The sequence below is a fragment of the Sphingorhabdus sp. Alg231-15 genome, from assembly GCF_900149705.1.
Lineage (GTDB): Bacteria > Pseudomonadota > Alphaproteobacteria > Sphingomonadales > Sphingomonadaceae > Parasphingorhabdus.
In genome coordinates, this window is sequence record NZ_LT703001.1 from 866,879 (window position 1) to 887,781 (window position 20,903).

Below are 20,903 nucleotides of genomic sequence, written 5' to 3' on the forward strand. Positions count from 1 at the left end.
CGGTGAAACCCATAGGAGTATAAAATTGAAACGGAAAACATCTTTATTGGCTTTGGCCCCTGCACTCGCTTTTGCGAGTTGCTCTGAACCCCAGGGTCAGCCCGAAGAAGGAATTGAAACCAGCGAGAACGCAGAATCTGAGATGGTCGAAGAAATCGCTGAAGTGCCCAGCATTGATGCTGGTATTGCGGTTGGAGCGACCGTGCCTTTGGACGCAAATTTTAAAACCGCAGATGGTGAAAAAACGTTGGCCACGATCTTGGAAGACGGGGCCGCAATCCTGGTATTTACGCGATCAGTGGAATGGTGCCCGTTCTGCCAAACCCAACTGAAAGGCATCAATGCCATAGTCGGTGATCTGCAAGAACGTGGCTATAAGCTATACGGCGTGAGCTATGACAGTGTCGATAGCCAGGGCCGCTTTTCGAAGAACCAGATGCTGGACTATAAGATGCTGTCAGATGAGAGTTCCACTGCCATTGATGCATTTGGACTGCGTGATCCACAATATACCGAAGGCAAGGCGCTCGGCGTTCCTTATGCTTCGGTGGTGGTTATCGACAAGGACGGCAAGGTTACGGCCAAGTCAGTATCGGGCGACTTCAAGAAGCGCCCCACCAACGACCAATTGCTAGCTATAGTTGACGCGATCTAGATTTATCTGGATCCCACAGCAGAAGCCGCGTCGGTTCTCATCGTCGCGGCTTTTTTATTCCCTTCAGGCAAGACAACCAATTTCCATTTGGTTGAATCTTTCAGATATTTTATCGCCAACTGCTGGACTTCTTCGGGTGTTATCACCGTATAGTCGGTCAGCAATGTGCGTAGAACAGTAAACTTCTTGGGATTGAAACTCGCGCCTTCCAATTGACTCATCCAGAAACTGTTTCCGCTGCTTGCTCGCGAAATCAATTGACGCAGTGGCTCCACAATCCGTTTCATCTCATCTGGGCTGACCGGATTCTCGCGCAGGTCTTTCGCGATCAATTCAGCGACACCATAGAAACGGTCGACATTGGAAGGCGTGAGTTGGCTGGATGCGCTTATGTAGCCGCCGGTTTGGAAGGCGACGGGCCAGCTGTTTATGACTTGCGGACTATAGCTTGCTCCCTCTTTGGAGCGCAATATCTCAAACATCCGATCATTAAAGATCGAAACCAGAACCTCCAGCTTGCGACTTTCACGAATATTTTCCAGCCCACCGCCTGTTGGCCAAGCAATCAGAGCCGCCGCGCGTTCATTATCGCCCTTGTGCACCAAAATTTCTGGGCCCTGTTTTGGTTCTGGAAATACAGGTGACCGACCGCCATCAGGCATATCGTCCGGCTTGCGTTTCCGCAGCGCGCCAAAAGTTTTTAGCACCGCTTCAACCGCCTTATCCCGGTCAAAATCACCAAATAGCATCAACTCAATTGGTCCACTCGCCAATATGGGCTTCCAGAACTTCTTGAATTCCTTGGGTGTAAGCGCGTTGAAATCATCCTTGTCGGGCGTTTTCCAACGGGGATCCTTTCCGCGCACAAGCCATTCCAGATCACGCTGCAATACCGCCTGGGGAGACGCAGAAAAACTGTCATAGCCAATCAGGGAAGCAGCGCGTCCACGAATGACCGGAGCATCGTCCCAACGCGGCTGCTGCAATTTGGCGGCGATCAGATGGAGCTGATCTTTAAGATCTGCCGCCCGTGTATCCGCCTTAATTTCATAGGCATCGTCATCAATTTCAAAGCCCAGCCCGATCCGGCGACCGGTGGTTATTTTGTCGAGTTCTTCTTGTCCAAGTTTGCCGACGCCGCTGGCCATCAAAGCCATTGCTCCGGTCCAGGCCAATCCTTCATCATCTGGATTCAGACCGCTATAGCCTTTCCCAAACCGGGCATTGACCATGATCTTGTTGCGTTCGGCTTTGTTCGGAAAAAGCAAAACCCGAACGCCATTTGAAAGAACCAGCTTTTCCATATCAAAGCGTTTGACCTTCTCGGACGACCGCACCCGGCCTTTGCGCCCGATACGCGGCAATGCATCGAAGCCAAGACTGGCCTGGCGTACCCGTGCATTGCTTGCCGCCTTAACATCTTCGCCAAGCGCAGCGGCCAACTTGTTTTTTCCATCGTCCACCACTGTCGGTGAAGTGAGCAGCGCTCGTGTGGCAACGCCGCTAAAGAGTTTCTGTGTCGATTCCAGCAATCGTTGGGGCGTGTAGAGGTCACGCATGTCACGGAATACATCAAGCGCTGTCTGCGGTGTCGCGACGGTTTCGCGAATATCAACGGCATTGACGATATCATCGGCCTGCTTACGTGCAGCTTCCGTTGCGTAGCCCTCGACCCCAATCGCAAGAGCCGCATCAAATTCTGCTATTTCTCTCGCAATATCCGCTTCCGACGGCGCTTGAGTCGTAGCGTCGGCAATAACTGCGCGGACATCTTTCAACGCTGCGGCCCAGTCATCCGTCAATGGCACAATATTGACGAATGTTCCGTCAACTGAACGACTGACATCATCCTGATTAACATTGGCTTGAAGATAGCTTCCCCCTGCCCTTGCTCGCGATTCCAATCGACGATTGATCATCTGCAAGGCCAACAGGTCAATCAACAGCTGCTGATTATAGACAATTGTATCATCAACCTGTTCCCAAGGGCGCACTGTCGCCAGCGAGATAAAACGCGGCAATGTTGGTTCGATAACCAAACGGCTGCTATCCGCATCAGCGACAGGATCACCGAAATCAGGAGCAATCCCGGGTTCGCCTTTTCCGTTCCAATCAGAAAAGTGCTTTTTGAGTAGCGCCTCAAACTCCGCAGGATCACCGTCACCAGCAATCACCACAACGGTGTTTTCAGGGCGATACCAGCGCTGATGAAAAAGCTGCAGCATCTGCGGTGTTGCCGCTCCCAACGTCTCTGGCGTCCCGATCGGGGCTCGGCTGGCCAGCCGCTGGTTTGCAAAGAACAATTCACGAGTGGCATCCTGCACTTTCGTTTGCGGCCCTCTGCGTTCTTGCAATTCTGCGAGGACAACCGGCCGCTCCGCATTTACTGCAGTAGCATTCAGACCAGGTGCGCTGATCATGCCGGAGATAATCTTTATGCTCTCATCCAAACTCGTCGGATTCGCATTCGGCAAGTCCAGTTTGTACACCGTCTGCGTTGGTGTGGTTTCGGCATTGCTGTCGCTGCCGAACGTCGCACCCAATCGCTGCCAAACTCTCTTGGCTTCGCCGTCGGGCACATATTCCGAACCGCGAAAGGACAGATGCTCCATGAAATGGGCAAAACCCTGTTCATGATTCTGTTCCATCAACGATCCGACATCGATCCGCACCCGAATCGAAACCTGGCCTGGCGGAACGCCATTCTTTTTGACGGCGTAACGCAATCCGTTATCGAGCACCCCAAAAGTCCAGCTTTTGTCGACCGGAACATCGCTGCCCTTGTACAACCAAGGTTGCTCGCTGCCCTTTTCAACCTGGGCATCCTTGGATTGCGCCAGGACCATTGGCGGCGCCAATGTCAGTCCAGTTAAAAGGGCAAGTGTAGTTAGAACGCGACCAGAAGCGCTGATAAATTTATCCATGGGAGCATGTTATACGCAGGCCTTATCTTACTGGCCAGTGAATAAGGCATCAGAGCAACATGCAAAATTTAGATGGCGAACATCGCATAATATGACTGAGTGAGCGCAATTTAAACTTGATAGGCCGGCCAAATACTCCCACATATCAAATATGCTTATAGAAACTGAAAAGACCCCCAATCCGTCCACCCTCAAATTCTTGTTGGGCCAGACGGTCATGGCCGACGGAACCCGAGATTTTGCTTCGCCAGAAGATGCTGAGATTTCTCCCCTTGCCGAAGCGCTGTTCACACTTGGCGACGTTTCCGGCGTTTTCTTTGGATCAGATTTTGTTTCGGTCACCGCAGGACCGGGATCAGAATGGTCTGAAGTCAAACCGCAAGTATTGAGCATCTTGCTGGACCATTTCTCTGCTGGACTGCCATTGTTCAAACCCGGATCGGCGGGCGAGATTCATATCCCGCCCGAAGAAGAAGTCCATGATGATCCGGAAGATGCTGATATTGTCGCGCAGATTAGGGAACTGATCGAAACGCGTGTTCGCCCTGCCGTCGCCAATGATGGTGGAGATATTATCTATCGCGGTTTTAACCGCGGTGTTGTGTTCCTGAAAATGCAAGGCGCGTGTGCCGGATGCCCGTCATCGACGGCGACATTGAAACATGGCATTGAATCACTGCTCAAACATTATGTCCCAGAAGTGATTGAAGTTCGGGCCGCATAACGCGCTTCAACTATAACAGAAAACGGAAAGCTTATGAATCAGCCACTTGATGATGCTGCACTGGATCAGTTGTTCCGAAATGCGCGCACCTATAACGGATATTACGATAAACCCGTTACTACAGAGCAGCTTCATGCGATCTGGGACCTGATGAAAATGGGCCCGACAAGCGCGAACATGTTACCGGCTCGATTGGTCTGGTGTCATAGCTCCGCAGCAAAACAGCGTCTCGCCGACTGTGCCGGAGAGGGAAATAAAGAGAAGATTATAGAGGCCCCCGTCGCAGTGGTTATCGGCATGGATCAGAATTTTCATGAATATCTCCCTGAACTATTTCCGCATACCGATGCCAAAAGCTGGTTTGACGGCGACCTAGAAGGCAGAATTCAAGGCGCAATGCGCAACAGCTCCTTACAAGGCGCATATTTTATTCTGGCTGCCCGCGCGATTGGACTGGATACCGGACCGATGTCGGGATTTGACAATGCAGCCGCGGATGAAGTTTTTTTCAGCGACCAGCCCAGCGTAAAGTCGAATTTCATCTCGACACTTGGCTATGGTGATCCTTCGACTATTTTCGACCGAAGTCCACGGCCCGCATTCGAAAAATTTAACGCCATCATCTAAAGGTCAGTAACAAATTTATGGGCAGCCGTACTCTAACGATAGACACTGCAACTTCGGCTTGCTCGGTGGCCTTGTTTGAAGATGGCAAACTCATCGCTAACGACTATGAGGAAATCGGTCGCGGGCACGCCGAAAAACTGGTTCCGATGATTGCACAGCTGCCGAACAAAGGGCATGCAAAACAGATTATCGTCAATTGCGGCCCAGGCAGTTTTACTGGCGTACGCATCGGTTTATCTGCCGCAAAGGCACTGGCGATGGCTTGGCAAGCCGAAATATGCGGATATCAGTCTCTGCATCTGGTCGCGGCGCAGGCGTTGAACGAAATGGAACACCCCTCTCCTGTTTTTGTCACTATGTTAGGCGGGCATGGAGAATATTTTGTTCAGAATTTTGATGAGCATGGAAACTCTATGGATGATTTGCTTTCTCTAGCCCCCGAGGCCGCTCTTCTCAATACGAAGGCAAAGCATTTCGCTGGCTCCGCCGCACTTTCATTGAGCGCACTGACCAGTGGCGTAACCGAGCATAGCGTCTTACCCAATGCAGCAAATTTTGATCTGTTGCCCAAAACATATGGGTATCTGCCGCCCACTCCTGTTTATGGTCGTGCGCCCGATGCACAGCCCGCACAACAGGTATAGAAATATGGCTGACGGCGCGCGCCATCTGGAAAGCAAAGAGGCAAAGCCTGACGCGGGCGCCATGATCGATCTGGAACATGGAAGTTTTGGCGATCTGAAAGTCATTATGCGCATCATGGGATCGGCATTTTCCCCGCTTTACGGAGAATCTTGGAACGAGCATCAATGCCGCTCAATGCTTGCATTGCCCGGCACGCAATTGTTGATTGCAAGCAATGCAGATCGCCCCTGCGGCTTTACAATCAGTAGAGAAGTAGCCGGAGAGGAAGAATTACTAATGATTGCGGTGGATCCTCAGTATCAAAATACTGGTATCGGCCTCGCCATGATGCGACGGCTCGTCGAAGACGCTATGAAAAACGGCGTCACAGCAATTTTTTTAGAGGTGAGATCCAACAATCCTGCACAAGGCCTCTACAAAAGACTTGGTTTTCAGAAAATTGGACTTCGACCGGCATATTATACAGGCGACACAGAAGAAAAATTTGATGCCATTACCTACAAAAAATCGCTCTGAGGATGAAAGCAACGTAAAATCAACACATGATATAGTTTGATCGTTGATAATCCGACATGTCCATGAAAATAGCGACACAGCATATAATTGCTCAAAACTACAGAATAGTCGTACAAAGAGGTGGATATGACAGAGGAAGATGTTGCTCTGAATGAGACATTGATAACCCTCACTTCAGATATAGTTGCTGCGCATGTCAGCAATAACAGCGTTGCGGTTTCAGACTTGCCGCTGATCATCAATAATGTGCATGGCGCGCTATCCGGTCTGTCCGGAAAAGCGGCAGAGCAAGCCCGGCCAGAGCCAGCTGTCCCCATAAAATCGTCGATCAAACCAGATTATATTGTTTGCCTTGAAGATGGCAAAAAGCTGAAAATGCTGAAACGGCATCTGATGACGCACTATGGCATGACACCGGATGAGTACCGGGTGAAATGGGGACTCCCTAGCAACTATCCCATGGTCTCGCCTAACTATGCAGAACAACGGCGGGAGTTGGCCAAAGCCATTGGTTTGGGCAAGAAAAAGAAGAAACGTTAAGCACTCAACTTGATTGGCTTCCGACAAAGGGAAAATTGCGTGAGTTTACGCAATTTTCCCTTTGCTTTATTGCTTCCCGATAATAGGGTATTATCGATAACGCGGAATGGAGCAGATGCCGGACAAAATTGATCTCGAAAAGCTATGTGCTGAAAAAGGGCTGCGGATAACCGAGCAGCGCCGGGTCATTGCACGCGTGATATCGGACGCAGATGACCATCCCGATGTGGAGACCATGCATGAGCGGGCTTCTGCCGTTGATTCGCGGATATCCATCGCAACCGTCTATCGTACCGTCCGCCTGTTTGAGGAAGCCGGCATTCTCGACCGCCATGACTTTGGTGATGGCCGTGCACGCTATGAAGCGGTTCCAGAGTCACATCATGATCACCTGATTGATGTCGAAACCGGCAAGGTCATCGAATTTGTCGATCCCGAGCTGGAAGCATTGCAAAAACAAATAGCCGAGAAGCTTGGCTATCGCTTGGTCGACCATCGCATGGAGCTATATGGCGTATCCTCTGACCGGAAAAGCTGAGACGGAACAGCGTTCGATTTCAGTCATGGGATTACTGCTTATTGTTATACGTGCTCTGGGTATTTTACTCAGCTTGGTTCTTTGTCTTCCCATGCACTATCTGTGGCGGTTCTTCCGACTGCCATCACCATGGCCTCGATTCTTCCTTTGGCTTGTCGCCACCAATTGCGGAGCGACAGTCAAGACAAAGGGTGATCGACTTAAACAAGATGTTTTCTATGTCTCAAACCATATTAGTTGGTTTGATATTCCCGTTATTGCAGGTCTGACTGGCTGCACTTTTGTGGCACAGGATGGCATTGCCAGTTGGCCGATAATCGGGTGGTTGTGTCGCATAAACAAGACGATATTCGTCTCACGAACCGACCGGATGCAGGTCGGTGGTCAGATCGATATCATCCGCGAGGCGATTGAGGAAAAATATCCGATCACTGTGTTTCCGGAAGGCACGACGACCGACGGACACAGCTTGCTGCCCTTCAAACCTTCGCTTTTTCAAGCAATGGCTCCACCACCGAAACCCACCATGGTCCAACCGATGTTGCTCGACTATGGCAAGGTCAGCAAAGAAATCGCATGGGTTGGCGAGGAGTCCGCTACGGACAATGCAAAACGGCTATTTGCGCGCTTAGGAATTATCCCAGCAACCTTGTATTTTCTCGAACCTTTTGATCCTGCTCATTATGGCGACCGCAAGGCGATTTGTGCTGAGGCTGAACGGCGGATTGCTGTTGCGCTTTCCGCTTCCTTGTCTGGAGAGCCCGTTGTATAGGCCGCGGTTATGAATCGATCCGATCCCAAGAAATTCCGCGTCAAGTCATTTGGCTGCCAGATGAATGTCTATGATGGCGAGCGCATGTCCGAAATGCTCGTCGATCAAGGCATGACCAGCGCCGCAGATGGTGAAGATGCCGATCTGGTGGTGCTCAACACCTGTCATATTCGCGAGAAAGCGGCCGAGAAAGTCTATTCCGACATCGGTCGGCTGCGCGGGAAAGATGGCAAAAGCCCGATGATCGCTGTTGCTGGCTGTGTTGCCCAAGCGGAGGGCAAAGAGATTTCCCGGCGTGCGCCCAGCGTGGATATTGTTGTTGGCCCGCAAGCCTATCACCGGCTACCCGCGCTGGTAGAGCGCGCAAAAACCGGCAAAAAGGCACTGGATACCGATATGCCAGCAGCGTCGAAATTTGATGCGTTGCCAACCCGTAAAAAGCAGGCTCGGCCAAGCGCTTTCTTGACCGTGCAGGAAGGGTGCGACAAATTTTGCACCTATTGTGTCGTTCCCTATACACGCGGTGCAGAAATTTCCCGTCCCTGGAGTGATTTGATCAGCGAAGCCCAAGCTTTGGTCGATGGCGGTGTGAAAGAGATCACTCTACTCGGTCAGAATGTGAATGCATGGACGAGTGAGGATGATAAGGGCCAGAAGCAAGGTCTTGAAGGCCTGATCCGTGCGCTGGACAAGATTGATGGCCTGCATCGCGTCAGATATACGACCAGCCACCCCAATGACATGACTGAAGCGTTGATCGCCGCCCATGGCGAGATAGCATCGCTGATGCCTTATCTGCATCTTCCGGTTCAATCAGGAAGCGATCGCATTCTCAAAGCGATGAATAGATCTCACACAACGGACAGTTATCTGGAAATCCTTTCGAAAATGCGCCGCGTCAGACCTGACATTGCCATTTCCGGTGATTTCATTGTCGGTTTCCCAGGAGAGAGTGATGCAGATTTCGAAGAGACCTTAGCGGTTGTTCGCGAAGCCAATTATGCGCAAGCCTATTCGTTTAAATATTCACCGCGACCGGGAACACCAGCAGCGGTAATGGACAATCAGATCGCTCCGGAAGTCATGGATGAACGGTTGCAACGGCTGCAAGCATTGTTGAACGAACAACAGCATGAGTTTAACAAGCAGGCGCTTGGACGGCGCACCGATATTCTGCTCGAGCGCAATGGGAAGCTGGAAGGCCAGTTGGTCGGCAAGACGCCTTGGCTCCAATCGGTTCATATCATTGCACCAGACCTTGCGATTGGCGACATGGTCGATGTTACCATCGAAAGTGCCGGACCCAACAGCCTGCAAGGCAAATTGACACAGAGAGAAGCTGCTTAATGGCAAAAAAAGGCATCGCCGCAGACAAAATCAATCTTGTGACGCTGGATGTAGAATTTGATGATCCGCAAATATTGGGTGATTTGTTTGGGGAATATGATCGCAACATTGTTGCGATAGAAAACCGCCTTGGTGTCTATATTGCCGCCCGCGGAACCAAACTCAAAATCGAAGGCGAGGAAGAGGCTGCCACGCAAGCGCGCGACGTTTTGACGGGCATCTACAACCGCTTGGAAGAAGGTCAGGAAATCGATGCTGCCGTGGTTGAAGCAATAATCGGAATGGTCGCCGATCCGCGCGTTTCAAAAGCAGAAAAACCCGGCGTCACCAAAAAGACAACCAAAACTGACGCCTCCGCACCCCCCAAGGTCATGATCAAAACCCGGAAGAAGACAATCTTTCCGCGCTCGGTCCGACAGGCTGATTATATGGAAAAATTGGCCCGTGACGACATGATCTTTGCGCTGGGCCCCGCTGGTACCGGCAAAACCTATCTGGCGGTGGCGCAGGCGGTTTCGCAGTTGATTACCGGATCGGTTGATCGTTTGATATTATCACGGCCCGCGGTTGAAGCCGGCGAGAAAATTGGCTTCCTGCCTGGCGATATGAAGGAAAAGGTCGATCCATTCCTGCGACCGCTTTACGATGCGCTTTACGACACTTTGCCGGCGGAACAAGTCGAGCGACGGATTGAAAGCGGCGAAATTGAAATTGCACCCATTGCATTCATGCGTGGCCGAACGCTAGCGGATGCCTTTGTCATTCTCGATGAGGCACAGAACACAACCACCGCCCAAATGAAAATGTTCCTCACCCGTTTTGGTATGAACAGCCGGATGGTCATTTGCGGCGATCCCAAGCAAGTTGATTTGCCTGGCGGAGCCACTTCCGGTCTTGCCGATGCCGTTCAAAAGCTTAATCGTGTCGACAGTGTGAGCACCGTCAAGTTCGGGGCATCTGATGTTGTTCGTCATCCCCTGGTCGGAAAAATTGTTGAAGCCTATGAAGGCAAAGATGCTGCAGATTGAACTCAGCGTGGGCCGAGAATGGCAAGACGGAAGCGATTGGCAAAAGCGCAGTGAAAAAGCGATTGCAGCCGCGCTTTCGGTTTCCCCCTATGGCGAGCTGACCAAAGGGAAATTCGCATTGGAAGTCAGCGTCAAACTATCTAACAATGACGAAGTCCAACAGCTTAATGCGGACTATCGCGACAAGGACAAGCCGACAAACGTACTGTCTTTTCCTTTGGTGCCACATGATTTGCTCGGCTCTTTGTCGAATAGTGATGACGGCGAGGTGCTGCTTGGCGATATTATCCTGGCGCACGATGTTTGTAACGCTGAGGCGGCAGAAAAAGCTATATCCATGCCAGATCATGTATCGCATCTGTTAACTCACGGTACCTTGCACTTGCTGGGCTATGATCATGAAACAGAGGCCGATGCGCTCGTGATGGAGGCATTGGAAGTTAATGCCCTTGATCAATTGGGCATTGCCAATCCCTATGCAGAACCACATATATAATTTATAACCAAGAACGAAAAAATGTCAGACGATAACAAAACCAACAACACAAACGGGGCGAGCGGCCGATCTTCATCTACGCCTCGCGGCGAGGATGACGAACCCGGGCAATTATGGCGCAATCTGAAAGCGATGCTGTTCGGAGAAACGGAAGATAGTTCGCTGCGCGCGCAGCTCGAAGAAGTCATTGATGAACATGAAAATGACGCAGAGGCCGACAAAAATGGCAACCCGGACATCTCTCCGGTCGAACTGGAAATGCTGCGTAACCTGCTCAATTTTAGTGATCATCGGGTAGATGATATTGCTGTTCCGCGGGCAGATATTGTCGCGATCGAAGAAAGCGCTCCGTTCAGTGAATATGTAGAGATATTCTCAGAACATGGTCACAGCCGCATTCCGGTTTTTCGCGAAAATCTCGATACAATTATCGGCATGATCCATATCAAGGATATTTTTGCATTGGTCGCAAAAGGCGGAAATCCGCCCACAGATATCACGCCTTATCTGCGCCAGCCTCGCTTTGTACCCGAATCGATGGGAGTTCTCGACTTATTGGCGGAAATGCGCGCCACTCGCACCCATCTGGCGATTATTTTCGACGAGTATAATGGTACCGAGGGCTTGGTAACCATTGAAGATATTGTTGAGGAAATTGTCGGCGATATCGAAGATGAGCATGATGATGAGCCGGTACAAATGCTGAAACAACTGGACGGCGGCATTTGGGAAGCGGATGCGCGCGCAGAGTTGGACGATGTCGGCGAAGAAATTGATCCCGCACTGGCGGAGATTGACGAGGACGTCGATACGATTGGCGGCCTGTCTTTCGTCCTGGCTGGTCATATTCCCAAGACCGGTGAGATGCTGGAACATCCCAGCGGTTGGCAACTCAAAATTCTGGAAGCGGATGACCGCCGGGTTACGAGGCTACGCTTGCTTCCGCCCGATCCTGTCAGCGCTGCTACCCATCAGGCAGACTGAGTTTCGGCCAGTTGAGCGGCGCGCTTGCGCCAGGTTTCCGCCAGAACCGCCATATTTGAGAGCGCTAAGAGGTTCGTGCCCTGCCCTTTGTGTTTACCACCTATGATCATAGCAAACAGGCGTTCCAGCGGCCATTCAGGATATGATCGATCCTGCTGAATGATGCGATCACCGGCTCGCACCTTACCTGGTTCCAGCACTCTGAAATAACTGCCGGATTTGGTTGTCTTAATCACGGTTTTCAGAACATCGGATTGTCCGAAATGATGATTGAGCTTCCAACATGGCTGACGGGCATGGCTACACTCAATCAACGCCTCGCCAAGCCGGAATATATCGCCAAGACATAATGTGTCCTCGGTAAGTCCGACACAGCTTAAGTTCTCGCCAAAAGCGCCCGGATGATCGAGTATTCCCAGGTCGGGATATTTGCTTCGCCAGAAGGTATAATGCTCAATCGGATAAAGATGGATCGCTTTGTCGCGTCCTCCATGATGCACCGGATCGGCAACCTGATTGCCGGCTAGCCCAAACAGTCCAAGCTCCACGGCGTCCGATACCGGTCGCTTTACGATCGCGCTCATTTCACCATCATCACGAAATGGTTTCGGTTTACCAATGAGCAGCTTATCGAGCGTAGTTTCAATCATTTGCAATAATTAACGGTCCAAGTTCATATTGGCAATTTGCGATTTATTATGCTTCAAGGCGGGAATGGAAATCAGTGACCTTCGCATTGCCTTGTATAGCGGCAACTATAATTTCGTACGCGATGGCGCCAATCAAGCGTTGAACCGCTTAGCGGAATATCTTTTGCGGCAAGGCGCTGCAGTGCGCGTCTATTCGCCAACCACTGACACCCCCGCATTTGAGCCGACCGGCGACTTGATCAGCGTGCCTTCTATCGCCTTTCCCGGACGCGGAGAATATCGCTTCCCAACCCATCTCTCCAGCAGCGCAAAGCGAGACCTTGAAGCTTTCAATCCCAATATCATGCAAATTTCAAGTCCTGACCGTGTTGGCCATCGTATGGTGCACTGGGCGAGAAAACATGATGTACCGGTACTTGCCTCGGTTCATACGCGATTTGAGACCTATCCACGCTATTACAATCTCGCCTTCCTGGAACCCGTGATCGAGGCCATTTTACGACGCTTGTATCGTCGCTGCGATGCGCTGGTTGCCCCGTCAGAATCGATGGCACAAGTGCTTCGCCAGCAACGGATGAACTATGATGTCGGGATTTGGTCGCGCGGCGTCGACAAAGAGATTTTCAATCCCTCTCGTCATGACAAGGTCTGGCGCCAATCTCTCGGAATCGCCGATGATGAACTTGTGATCGGCTTTCTTGGCCGGTTGGTGATGGAAAAAGGCCTGGATGTTTTTGCCGACACGATCGACGAATTGCGCCGCCGCGGCGTCAAACATCGCATTCTGGTTATCGGCGAAGGCCCGGCTCAGCAGTGGTTTGAAGACAGAATACCGGATGCCGTCTTTGCCGGATTTCAGCAAGGTTCCGATCTGGGACGCGGTGTTGCAAGCATGGACATATTATTCAATCCGTCGGTCACCGAGACCTTTGGCAACGTTACTCTTGAAGCTATGGCATGCGGTTTACCGGTGGTTGCGGCAAAAGCGACTGGCAGCCAAAGCCTTGTGAAGGACAAACAATCCGGACGGCTGGTTACACCCGGTGCTATTCGTGACTTTGCCGATGTTTTGCAAATCTATTGCGAGGATGAAGCCATCCGCAATGCCCATGGAACTGCAGGCGAAAAACGCGCCGATGAATTTAGTTGGGATCAGATCAATCACACTGTGGCCGAAACCTACCTTCGCCTCATCCGGCAAAGACAGTCAGGACAGAGTCCGATCAAGCAAGCGGCTATTCGCTAAGGAAGTTAGCGCAATACTCCCTTATTTGTCATCATACGTGCATACCAGATCAGCAAAATCACTGACAGCCAGATGGCTGCTGTAAAGATCCAGATACCGGGAGTAATGAGACTCACCGGCATATCCACGGTCATCTGGTAAATGGTCGAACCCAGCAACCCGACCAGAGATATTCCGAAAGCAACGACCGCATGGCGGCTGCGCAGCAATAGCAGCAAGGAGCCGATAAACGCCCCCCACACACCCAAAGCCCAGACTGCATCAGCCCAGGCTGGAAAAGCATAAAAATAATCCAGCTGTTCCGGTGTAAAAGCGCTCATGTAAGATTCATTGCGCATCTGGGTCATCGTATAATCCACCGCACCGCCAGAATTCCAGATCACGGCAATGACACCGACCACCCAGAGATGCCAAGGCGTTGCTGGCTTGCCGCCACTTTCAGTCACAGATTCCCCTGTTCCAGACATTTTTTCCTCCCTATTCTCCGACAATATCATAGCATCGCAATTGCGGATCACAAAATCTGGCACGAAGCCGATGAACGTGCTGGTTTTCGGAAAAAAAGTCCCATAACATCGCACGATGGATGATTTCTTCACCACGGACGGCCAGCAGCAGCAACAGGAAGATACTCCTGCCAATGCACCGCTTGCCGAGCGACTCAGACCGCAAGGTCTCGACGATGTCGTTGGTCAGGATCATCTGGTAGGGAAAGACGGCGCGCTCAAACGTATGATCGTTGCGGGCAAGCTGTCATCAATCATATTCTGGGGGCCACCGGGAACCGGGAAGACCAGCTTGGCACGATTGCTCGCCAATGAAACAGATCTACATTTCCACGCAATATCAGCCGTATTCTCTGGAGTTGCTGATCTAAAAAAGGTTTTTGCAGAGGCCGAGCAACGGCAACGGATAGGCAAACAAACCCTGTTATTCGTGGATGAAATCCACCGCTTCAATCGCTCTCAGCAAGATAGCTTCTTGCCCTATGTCGAGAAAGGCACAGTGATACTGGTCGGAGCGACAACGGAAAACCCATCCTTTGAGCTTAACGCTGCCCTGCTCAGTCGGACACAGGTATTGATACTCAATCGCCTGGATAGCGCAGCATTGGATCAGCTGTTGATCAAGGCAGAAGCATTGAAGGATAGCCCGCTGCCGGTCACCGACGAAGCGCGCGAGGCATTGATTGCCAGCGCCGATGGTGATGGACGCTTCCTGCTCAATCAGGCCGAAACGCTATTTTCACTGGATATTGCCGAACCGCTCGATTCCGCTGCCTTGGCGAAACTGCTTCATCGGCGCATGGCCGTTTACGACAAGGATCGGGAGGGACATTATAATCTAATATCAGCCCTGCATAAATCACTACGCGGATCGGATCCTCAGGCTGCGCTCTACTATCTCGCCCGGATGTTGGTGGCAGGCGAAGAACCGCTCTACGTCCTGCGGCGCATTGTCCGCTTTGCCAGCGAAGATATCGGTCTGGCAGATCCCCAGGCGCTGGTACAGGCGCTGGCCGCCAAAGACGCCTATGATTTTCTGGGCAGTCCGGAAGGCGAATTGGCGATAGTACAAGCTTGCCTTTATTGCGCCACCGCCCCCAAATCCAATGCAGCCTACAAGGCGCAAAAATCCGCCTGGAAATCGGCAAAGCAAACCGGATCGCTGATGCCTCCGCAGAACATTCTCAATGCACCCACTGCCCTGATGAAAGATATCGGCTATGGCAAAGGCTATAGCTATGATCATGAAAGTGACGAAGGTTTTTCCGGGGACAATTATTGGCCGGAAGAGATGAATCCTGAACTATTCTACCAACCAGTCGATCGTGGTTTTGAGCATAAAATTCGGGAACGATTGGACTATTGGCAGCAACTGAGAGGTGAGAAAAATGACTAGATATCTCGTATTTCTGTCATTGATCATATTTGCGTTGTCTTTCACTCAAGCTGCAAAAGCAAAAGACAAAACCAATTCACCCGACTGGTATCTCGTTGACGAAGTCATTGTGGATGAAGCCCCGGACTATCGCTCGGACATCTTCTTTGCAGACAAAACCAGTATTGAGAGGATAGATGACCTCGTTTCGGTTTCCATCTCTCAGATCGTCTTGGCTGAATCCAATAAGGGTGCTGACGACATCTCCAAGATCAGAGATATTCGTTCGATAATATTGGTTGATTGCAACAGGCATATCTATGGCGTCACGGAGCTTTCCGAATTTGACGGAAACGAGACCCTGATCCGATCAGAGACCCAGTCCAGGGAATCTACAAAATGGATACTACCTTATGCAAATTCCGGATATGTTAGTGTTTTCAGATTTGTCTGTGAACCCGACAAGCAATTTGGCTCGCAAGAATTTCCCGGTCATATTCAACCTTTGACATCGCTCAAAGCTTACCTGAGCGCAGATTGGAGCAAATAGTGAATTTTCGAACCCTATTAGCGATCGCTTTTACCTTGCTGTCGGCTCCGGTTGCGGCGCAGATTAGTGACAAACCCAGTGAGTATGAAAAGGCGTTGGCGGCCGGCTATAAAGCCCAGTTCATCTGTTCGGGACTGTGGAATGGCGGAAAGTCGTTGCAGGACATCGAGGCGGATGAGTTAAGCGGCATCTATGATCGTATCGGAAAACTTGTCCCCACATTGGCAGCTGAAATTGATGAGGAAGAGCGGCAGGTCCGCGTCAGCTATACTGACGGCATGCCGCCACGCACGGCGATTTGGAACCGCCGGACCGGTTGCACTTCAATGCCTATTGGTTTTACCGGAATAAAAATTGGCAAACCCGTAAAATTGCGTGAGTTTAAAGATGATCTGCCATGGCCTATGGGAGACCGCAACGCAGTCCTGACACAAGCTGCAGCAAACGAGGCTTTGCAACAGATCACGTCGCGTGCGTCAGATAATAGCCAATATGGAGGTAAAACCAGCGCGGTTCTGGTGATCAAGAACGGCAAGATACTGACCGAGAAATACAAGAATGGGCATGATCTTCACACCGCTCAACGCACCTGGTCGGTTGCCAAATCGATTGCTGGCACGCTTATCGGACACAGCGTTCAGGAGGGTTTTTCCGACGTGAATGCCCCGGCCAAAATCCTAGAATGGATGAAATTTGGCGACCCACGCAGCAGCATAACACTTGATCATCTCATGCGGATGTCCAGCGGATTGACAAGCGATACCGCCGGAAATCGAACTGATCCCATCTATATGGGCGGTGCCAGCGTGACCGAGCGCACCACCAGTTGGCCCTTACTCTACAAGCCGGGTACGCGGTTTCGCTATGCCAATAATGACACGCTTCTGGCAATCCATGCCACGCGTTCTGGTCGTTTCAATCCCGATTTTTTCTTCGAGAAAGTTGGTATGACTAGGACCTACGCAGAAACCGACTGGCAGGATAACTATATATTATCCAGTCAAGTATGGACAACAGCCCGCGACCTTGGCCGCATGGGCATGCTCTATCTCAACAATGGTGTCTGGAATGGTGAGCGCTTGCTTCCCAAAAACTGGCGTGACTATGTCAGCACGCCATCCGGACCGCAGCCGGACCGGGAGTTTGGCTATGGCGCAACCTTCTGGCTAATGAACAAGACCGACGGCGTTCCGGCCAGCACATTTGCCGCCTTCGGTAATCGTGGTCAATATCTCGTGATCATCCCCTCCCGCGATCTGGTGATCGTCAGACGCGGCTATGACACCCGCGAAAATCGCTTTGATATCTCGGCCTTTACGCGTGATGTTCTGAAAGCCACTGCAGAATGAGCAATTTCTATCGCGCAGCTGTCTGCACGGCATTGACCGGACCGGATTCAATTCGTCTGGAAGAGAAACAGGCAGAACCGCTACAAGCCGGTCAAATTCGTATCGCGGCAAAAGCTGCGGGTCTTAACTTTCCTGATCTGCTGATGACCTATGGCAAATATCAATTTCGTCCCGACCCGCCTTTCATCCCTGGGCTCGAAGTTGCTGGGGAGATCATCGAGATTGCACCAGACGTGACCGCTTTCTCAACCGGAGATCGCGTCATGGGTGGCAGCAAAGGAAATGGTTTTGCGCAGCAGATAGTCTTGCCCGACACAGCTGTAAGACCTTTACCCGCAGCCTTGTCCTTTACTGAAGGAGCCTGCTGGCATGGTGCGGCAATAACCGCCTGGCATGCCTTGAACGACAAAGCCATGCTGCAGCAGGGCGAGAGCATTCTCATCCTTGGTGCCAGCGGCGGCGTCGGCATGGCTGCCGTCAAATTGGCAGAGCACAAAGGCGCGGTCGTGATCGCTACCGGCTCCAGTGAAGAGAAGCGCCAGGCGCTTCAGAATGCAGGCGCTGACCATTGTCTGGACCCCGCCGACTCAGAACTGGCCGCCAAAGTAAAAGCGCTGACCGATGGCAAGGGCGTCGATGTTGTGTTTGATCCGGTCGGCGGCGAACTGGCAATAACCGCAACCCGGTCCATTAGCTGGGGCGGTCGTTATCTGATCGTCGGTTTCGCCAGCGGTAATATACCTTCCTTCCCGGCCAATCATGCGTTGATAAAAGGCTATAGCCTTATCGGATTGCGCGCTGGAGAAAGTGCGCGGCGTGATCCGGAACTGGCGAAACGCGGTGAACAGGCACTACGCGGCTTGGCCGAACAAGGCGTGATGCGGCCGCATATCTCGCATAGCTTTGCTTTGGATGATGCAACAGCTGCCTTGAAGGTGCTCGAACAGCGTGCTGTTATTGGTCGAGCTGTCATTGACATGACGCTCTGACTTTCTGCGTTACACATGATTACATAATTGCGCTGAATAACGGCCACTCCACTCTATATCTCACATAGGGAACGTGTTAACCTTCGGTGGACTCATAATTGTTCACAATAGGGGAAACAAAATGGATGGATTGAGAATAGGCAACTATGCGCTCGATACAGAGCTTATGATGGAATGGGGAGAAAAGATCGGCGTTGCGCTTATCATTCTCCTGCTCACATGGATCGTTGCGAAAGCCGCCAAATGGGCTTTTGCCAAACTTGTCGATAACATCAGCTTACTGCAACGCGACACCGGCTCTGGCGAGTCAATTGGCATGTCGCTGGGTAAGATTGTTTCGCTACTCATTTGGCTTTTCGGTCTCATTGCGGTGCTTTCCACCTTTGGACTGAACAGCGTCATTGAACCCCTGCAAACCCTGCTGGATGATGTGATGGGCTTTATTCCTAACATTATTGGTGCAGGTATTATCTTCTTTGTCGGTTCGATTGTTGCGAACATCGTGAAGCAGATTGTTGAAACTGCCATGATGACGGTGAATCTGGACAAATGGGCTAATAAAGCCGGTGCTGAAGAGGTTACCGGTAACAGTACCATCAGCAAGACTATTGGTACGATTGTCTATGTACTGATCATCATTCCGATCGCCATATTGGCGCTGGATGCACTCAACATGTCGAGCATTACCGAGCCAGCGACATCGCTGCTCAATACAATCTTCACCTCAATTCCACTGGTTATCGGCGCGGCAATATTGCTTGGCATCGCCTATATGATTGCCCGCTGGGTTGGCGGTTTGATTGAAGAAGTATTGCCTGGTCTTGGTGTTGACCGTTCGGTTGATGCGCTTGGAATTCTTCCCGAGAAGACAACCGTTTCATCCGTCGTTTCAAAAGTTGTGATCATTGCGATCATGCTTTTCGCGGCGATCGCGGCAACACGCATGCTGCAATTCCCAGAACTGACCAACATCCTGAACGAGGTATTGGCGCTTGGCGGCAAGGTCATATTTGGTGGGGTGATTATTGGCCTCGGCTTCATGATCGCCAACATATTGGCAAGAATAGTCGGCGGTGCATCTGAAGGCAGTATGGGTAGCCAGATTGTCAAATATGCGACAATCGTCCTGTTCGTCGCCATGGGCCTCAAATATATGGGTCTCGCTGATAGCATCATCAATATGGCGTTCGGTGCACTGGTCATTGGCGGCGGCGTTGCTGCAGCCCTGGCCTTCGGACTGGGCGGACGCGACGCAGCAGCAAAAACGCTGGAAGATATGCGGTCCAATAAGCCAAAAGCGCCAGCGGCACGGAAAAGCGCTGCGCGGAAGCCTGCGGCTGACAAATAAACCAACGCAGACCGTAAAGAACAAGGGCGGGTCCGGTTGGACCTGCCCTTTTCTTTTGTCCAGTTGATGGGTTAGAGAATATCCATGCGCCGTTTCACTCATTTTACCTGTGTTGACTGGTCTGGCGCGAAGACCGAGCGGCCCAATGGCATTGCCGCCGCCACTATTGGACCGGAGGGACCGCCTGCCCTTCTCCGCCCCGAACCGAGATGGTCTCGTGCAGATGTACGCGACTGGTTGCTGCAGATTGCCGCTGCGAAGCAGGACATGCTGATCGGATTTGACCTGTCCATGGCTCTGCCTTTTCACGACATTGGCGGCTATTTCCCGCAATGGGATGACAGTCCCTCCGATGCATCTGAATTGTGGAAATTGGTAGAGCGCTTGTCCGCTACCGATCCGCATTTGAATATTCTCTCCTTTCTCGAACACCCGCAAGCCGCGCGCCATTTCCGCCACAGCCGTGACCATGTTGGCGACTTATTTACTGGCGGGACGGGACGACTACGCGTGGTTGAGCACCATCAACGCGAAACCGGTCAAGCCAATAGCGCCAGTTGCTTCAATCTGGTTGGCGCGGCACAAGTTGGCAAATCCAGCCTTACCGGGATGCGGATGCTGAATCAGCTCAATCGCGTCATACCGGTCTGGCCTTTCGATCCGGTACCGCAAAGCGGACCAATGATTGTCGAGATTTACACGACCATTGCGGCGCTGGCCGCTGGATTGCCCAAAGGAAAAAGCAAGATACGGGATCGCGAGGGACTGGAGACAGCTCTACATAATCTGGCAACACAGTTACCGGCCAAATTGGAACGCTATGATGATCATAGTACAGACGCACTGATAACTGCGGCATGGATGAAGAATGCCAGTGCAGACAGGCGCTTGTGGTGCCCACCAAAGCTGACAGATGAAATAGCGCAAAAAGAGGGCTGGACCTTTGGTGTTTTTTGAAGCAAAGAGCGCTCGTTCGTGGCTAAGGCCATCAAACCAGCGCCGAATTAGCTCAGCTGGTAGAGCAACCGCCTTGTAAGCGGTAGGTCATCCGTTCGAGTCGGATATTCGGCACCATTTTTGCGGATCAAAGTTCG

General features: G+C 51.5%; 22 protein-coding genes and 1 tRNA gene. 20 read left to right on the forward strand and 3 right to left on the reverse strand.

All coding sequences use genetic code 11. The annotated features are described in order from the left end of the window. The first annotated feature begins 25 nt into the window (after positions 1-25). Positions 26-655: a redoxin domain-containing protein gene (locus tag DG177_RS04175; RefSeq protein WP_108810349.1), complete on the forward strand. Its 630-nt coding sequence runs from the start codon at positions 26-28 to the stop codon at positions 653-655. A gap of 2 nt (positions 656-657) precedes the next feature. Here DG177_RS04175 and DG177_RS04180 read toward each other — a convergent pair whose 3' ends face one another. Further along, complete coding sequence (locus DG177_RS04180; RefSeq protein WP_108810350.1) at positions 658-3,579, reverse strand: insulinase family protein; 2,922 nt, start codon at positions 3,577-3,579, stop codon at positions 658-660. A gap of 151 nt (positions 3,580-3,730) precedes the next feature. Here DG177_RS04180 and DG177_RS04185 point away from each other — a divergent pair, with 151 nt between their 5' ends. The 11 genes from DG177_RS04185 (at position 3,731) to DG177_RS04235 (ending at position 11,796) form a co-directional block, all read left to right on the forward strand. Beyond that, positions 3,731-4,303: a NifU N-terminal domain-containing protein gene (locus DG177_RS04185; protein ID WP_108810351.1), complete on the forward strand. Its 573-nt coding sequence runs from the start codon at positions 3,731-3,733 to the stop codon at positions 4,301-4,303. 33 nt (positions 4,304-4,336) lie between these two features. Further along, a complete protein-coding gene (locus tag DG177_RS04190) occupies positions 4,337-4,930 on the forward strand; it encodes a malonic semialdehyde reductase (RefSeq protein WP_108810352.1) in 594 nt (197 codons plus the stop codon). 17 nt (positions 4,931-4,947) lie between these two features. After that, complete coding sequence (gene tsaB, locus DG177_RS04195) at positions 4,948-5,574, forward strand: tRNA (adenosine(37)-N6)-threonylcarbamoyltransferase complex dimerization subunit type 1 TsaB (RefSeq protein WP_108810353.1); 627 nt, start codon at positions 4,948-4,950, stop codon at positions 5,572-5,574. Between the two features lie 4 nt (positions 5,575-5,578). Then, positions 5,579-6,091 carry a ribosomal protein S18-alanine N-acetyltransferase gene (gene rimI / locus DG177_RS04200; RefSeq protein ID WP_337658492.1) on the forward strand — a complete coding sequence of 171 codons (513 nt, stop codon included), beginning with the start codon at positions 5,579-5,581 and terminating at the stop codon, positions 6,089-6,091. A gap of 126 nt (positions 6,092-6,217) precedes the next feature. Next, entirely contained in the window at positions 6,218-6,631 is a 414-nt protein-coding gene (locus tag DG177_RS04205) for a MucR family transcriptional regulator (RefSeq protein ID WP_108810354.1), read from the forward strand. Between the two features lie 115 nt (positions 6,632-6,746). After that, on the forward strand, positions 6,747-7,169 hold the full coding sequence (locus tag DG177_RS04210; RefSeq protein WP_108810355.1) for a transcriptional repressor: 423 nt from the start codon (positions 6,747-6,749) through the stop codon (positions 7,167-7,169). Continuing rightward, complete coding sequence (locus DG177_RS04215; protein ID WP_337658493.1) at positions 7,141-7,941, forward strand: lysophospholipid acyltransferase family protein; 801 nt, start codon at positions 7,141-7,143, stop codon at positions 7,939-7,941. Before DG177_RS04210 ends, DG177_RS04215 begins: the two co-directional genes overlap by 29 nt. 9 nt (positions 7,942-7,950) lie before the next feature. After that, positions 7,951-9,288 carry a tRNA (N6-isopentenyl adenosine(37)-C2)-methylthiotransferase MiaB gene (gene miaB, locus DG177_RS04220; protein WP_108810357.1) on the forward strand — a complete coding sequence of 446 codons (1,338 nt, stop codon included), beginning with the start codon at positions 7,951-7,953 and terminating at the stop codon, positions 9,286-9,288. Next, positions 9,288-10,316, forward strand: coding sequence for a PhoH family protein (locus tag DG177_RS04225; protein WP_108810358.1), 1,029 nt, complete (start codon positions 9,288-9,290; stop codon positions 10,314-10,316). Before miaB ends, DG177_RS04225 begins: the two co-directional genes overlap by 1 nt. Further along, complete coding sequence (gene ybeY, locus DG177_RS04230; protein ID WP_108812761.1) at positions 10,303-10,812, forward strand: rRNA maturation RNase YbeY; 510 nt, start codon at positions 10,303-10,305, stop codon at positions 10,810-10,812. Before DG177_RS04225 ends, ybeY begins: the two co-directional genes overlap by 14 nt. A 21-nt stretch (positions 10,813-10,833) precedes the next feature. After that, on the forward strand, positions 10,834-11,796 hold the full coding sequence (locus DG177_RS04235) for a hemolysin family protein (protein ID WP_108810359.1): 963 nt from the start codon (positions 10,834-10,836) through the stop codon (positions 11,794-11,796). On the opposite strand, the gene DG177_RS04240 is transcribed toward DG177_RS04235, so the two are convergent. Then, entirely contained in the window at positions 11,784-12,446 is a 663-nt protein-coding gene (locus tag DG177_RS04240) for an MOSC domain-containing protein (RefSeq protein WP_108810360.1), read from the reverse strand. The two genes, DG177_RS04235 and DG177_RS04240, sit on opposite strands and share 13 nt — an antisense overlap. Before the next feature lie 64 nt (positions 12,447-12,510). Between DG177_RS04240 and DG177_RS04245 the strand changes: the two genes are divergently transcribed. Then, positions 12,511-13,692, forward strand: a complete 1,182-nt coding sequence (locus DG177_RS04245) for a glycosyltransferase (protein WP_108810361.1) — start codon at positions 12,511-12,513, stop codon at positions 13,690-13,692. 5 nt (positions 13,693-13,697) lie between these two features. On the opposite strand, the gene DG177_RS04250 is transcribed toward DG177_RS04245, so the two are convergent. Next, positions 13,698-14,138 (reverse strand): hypothetical protein, encoded by a 441-nt coding sequence (locus DG177_RS04250; protein ID WP_337658494.1) that lies wholly within the window; start codon positions 14,136-14,138, stop codon positions 13,698-13,700. A 136-nt stretch (positions 14,139-14,274) separates the two neighbouring features. Between DG177_RS04250 and DG177_RS04255 the strand changes: the two genes are divergently transcribed. From DG177_RS04255 to DG177_RS04285, 7 genes are all read left to right on the forward strand, one after another. Continuing rightward, positions 14,275-15,594 (forward strand): AAA family ATPase, encoded by a 1,320-nt coding sequence (locus tag DG177_RS04255; protein ID WP_108810362.1) that lies wholly within the window; start codon positions 14,275-14,277, stop codon positions 15,592-15,594. After that, entirely contained in the window at positions 15,587-16,123 is a 537-nt protein-coding gene (locus DG177_RS04260) for a hypothetical protein (RefSeq protein WP_108810363.1), read from the forward strand. Before DG177_RS04255 ends, DG177_RS04260 begins: the two co-directional genes overlap by 8 nt. Then, positions 16,123-17,472: a serine hydrolase gene (locus DG177_RS04265; RefSeq protein ID WP_108810364.1), complete on the forward strand. Its 1,350-nt coding sequence runs from the start codon at positions 16,123-16,125 to the stop codon at positions 17,470-17,472. The genes DG177_RS04260 and DG177_RS04265 overlap by 1 nt, the downstream gene beginning before the upstream one ends. Beyond that, on the forward strand, positions 17,469-18,461 hold the full coding sequence (locus DG177_RS04270; RefSeq protein WP_108810365.1) for a zinc-binding dehydrogenase: 993 nt from the start codon (positions 17,469-17,471) through the stop codon (positions 18,459-18,461). The genes DG177_RS04265 and DG177_RS04270 overlap by 4 nt, the downstream gene beginning before the upstream one ends. 121 nt (positions 18,462-18,582) lie before the next feature. Then, on the forward strand, positions 18,583-19,809 hold the full coding sequence (locus tag DG177_RS04275; protein WP_108810366.1) for a mechanosensitive ion channel: 1,227 nt from the start codon (positions 18,583-18,585) through the stop codon (positions 19,807-19,809). An 84-nt stretch (positions 19,810-19,893) separates the two neighbouring features. Continuing rightward, positions 19,894-20,766, forward strand: coding sequence for a hypothetical protein (locus DG177_RS04280; RefSeq protein WP_108810367.1), 873 nt, complete (start codon positions 19,894-19,896; stop codon positions 20,764-20,766). A 41-nt stretch (positions 20,767-20,807) separates the two neighbouring features. Next, positions 20,808-20,883 (forward strand) — tRNA-Thr (locus DG177_RS04285). The last annotated feature ends 20 nt before the right edge of the window (positions 20,884-20,903 follow it).

Excerpts from the sequence above, each read along its gene's own strand:
- rimI (WP_337658492.1), top strand. The coding sequence starts at position 5,579 with ATGGCTGACGGCGCGCGCCATCTGGAAAGCAAAGAGGCAAAGCCTGAC.
- DG177_RS04235 (WP_108810359.1), top strand. The coding sequence starts at position 10,834 with ATGTCAGACGATAACAAAACCAACAACACAAACGGGGCGAGCGGCCGA.
- DG177_RS04240 (WP_108810360.1), bottom strand. The coding sequence starts at position 12,446 with ATGATTGAAACTACGCTCGATAAGCTGCTCATTGGTAAACCGAAACCA.
- tsaB (WP_108810353.1), top strand. The coding sequence starts at position 4,948 with ATGGGCAGCCGTACTCTAACGATAGACACTGCAACTTCGGCTTGCTCG.
- DG177_RS04245 (WP_108810361.1), top strand. The coding sequence starts at position 12,511 with ATGGAAATCAGTGACCTTCGCATTGCCTTGTATAGCGGCAACTATAAT.
- DG177_RS04185 (WP_108810351.1), top strand. The coding sequence starts at position 3,731 with ATGCTTATAGAAACTGAAAAGACCCCCAATCCGTCCACCCTCAAATTC.
- DG177_RS04255 (WP_108810362.1), top strand. The coding sequence starts at position 14,275 with ATGGATGATTTCTTCACCACGGACGGCCAGCAGCAGCAACAGGAAGAT.
- DG177_RS04280 (WP_108810367.1), top strand. The coding sequence starts at position 19,894 with ATGCGCCGTTTCACTCATTTTACCTGTGTTGACTGGTCTGGCGCGAAG.
- DG177_RS04180 (WP_108810350.1), bottom strand. The coding sequence starts at position 3,579 with ATGGATAAATTTATCAGCGCTTCTGGTCGCGTTCTAACTACACTTGCC.
- DG177_RS04225 (WP_108810358.1), top strand. The coding sequence starts at position 9,288 with ATGGCAAAAAAAGGCATCGCCGCAGACAAAATCAATCTTGTGACGCTG.
- DG177_RS04275 (WP_108810366.1), top strand. The coding sequence starts at position 18,583 with ATGGATGGATTGAGAATAGGCAACTATGCGCTCGATACAGAGCTTATG.
- DG177_RS04190 (WP_108810352.1), top strand. The coding sequence starts at position 4,337 with ATGAATCAGCCACTTGATGATGCTGCACTGGATCAGTTGTTCCGAAAT.
- DG177_RS04215 (WP_337658493.1), top strand. The coding sequence starts at position 7,141 with ATGGCGTATCCTCTGACCGGAAAAGCTGAGACGGAACAGCGTTCGATT.
- miaB (WP_108810357.1), top strand. The coding sequence starts at position 7,951 with ATGAATCGATCCGATCCCAAGAAATTCCGCGTCAAGTCATTTGGCTGC.
- DG177_RS04205 (WP_108810354.1), top strand. The coding sequence starts at position 6,218 with ATGACAGAGGAAGATGTTGCTCTGAATGAGACATTGATAACCCTCACT.
- ybeY (WP_108812761.1), top strand. The coding sequence starts at position 10,303 with ATGCTGCAGATTGAACTCAGCGTGGGCCGAGAATGGCAAGACGGAAGC.
- DG177_RS04270 (WP_108810365.1), top strand. The coding sequence starts at position 17,469 with ATGAGCAATTTCTATCGCGCAGCTGTCTGCACGGCATTGACCGGACCG.
- DG177_RS04210 (WP_108810355.1), top strand. The coding sequence starts at position 6,747 with ATGCCGGACAAAATTGATCTCGAAAAGCTATGTGCTGAAAAAGGGCTG.
- DG177_RS04260 (WP_108810363.1), top strand. The coding sequence starts at position 15,587 with ATGACTAGATATCTCGTATTTCTGTCATTGATCATATTTGCGTTGTCT.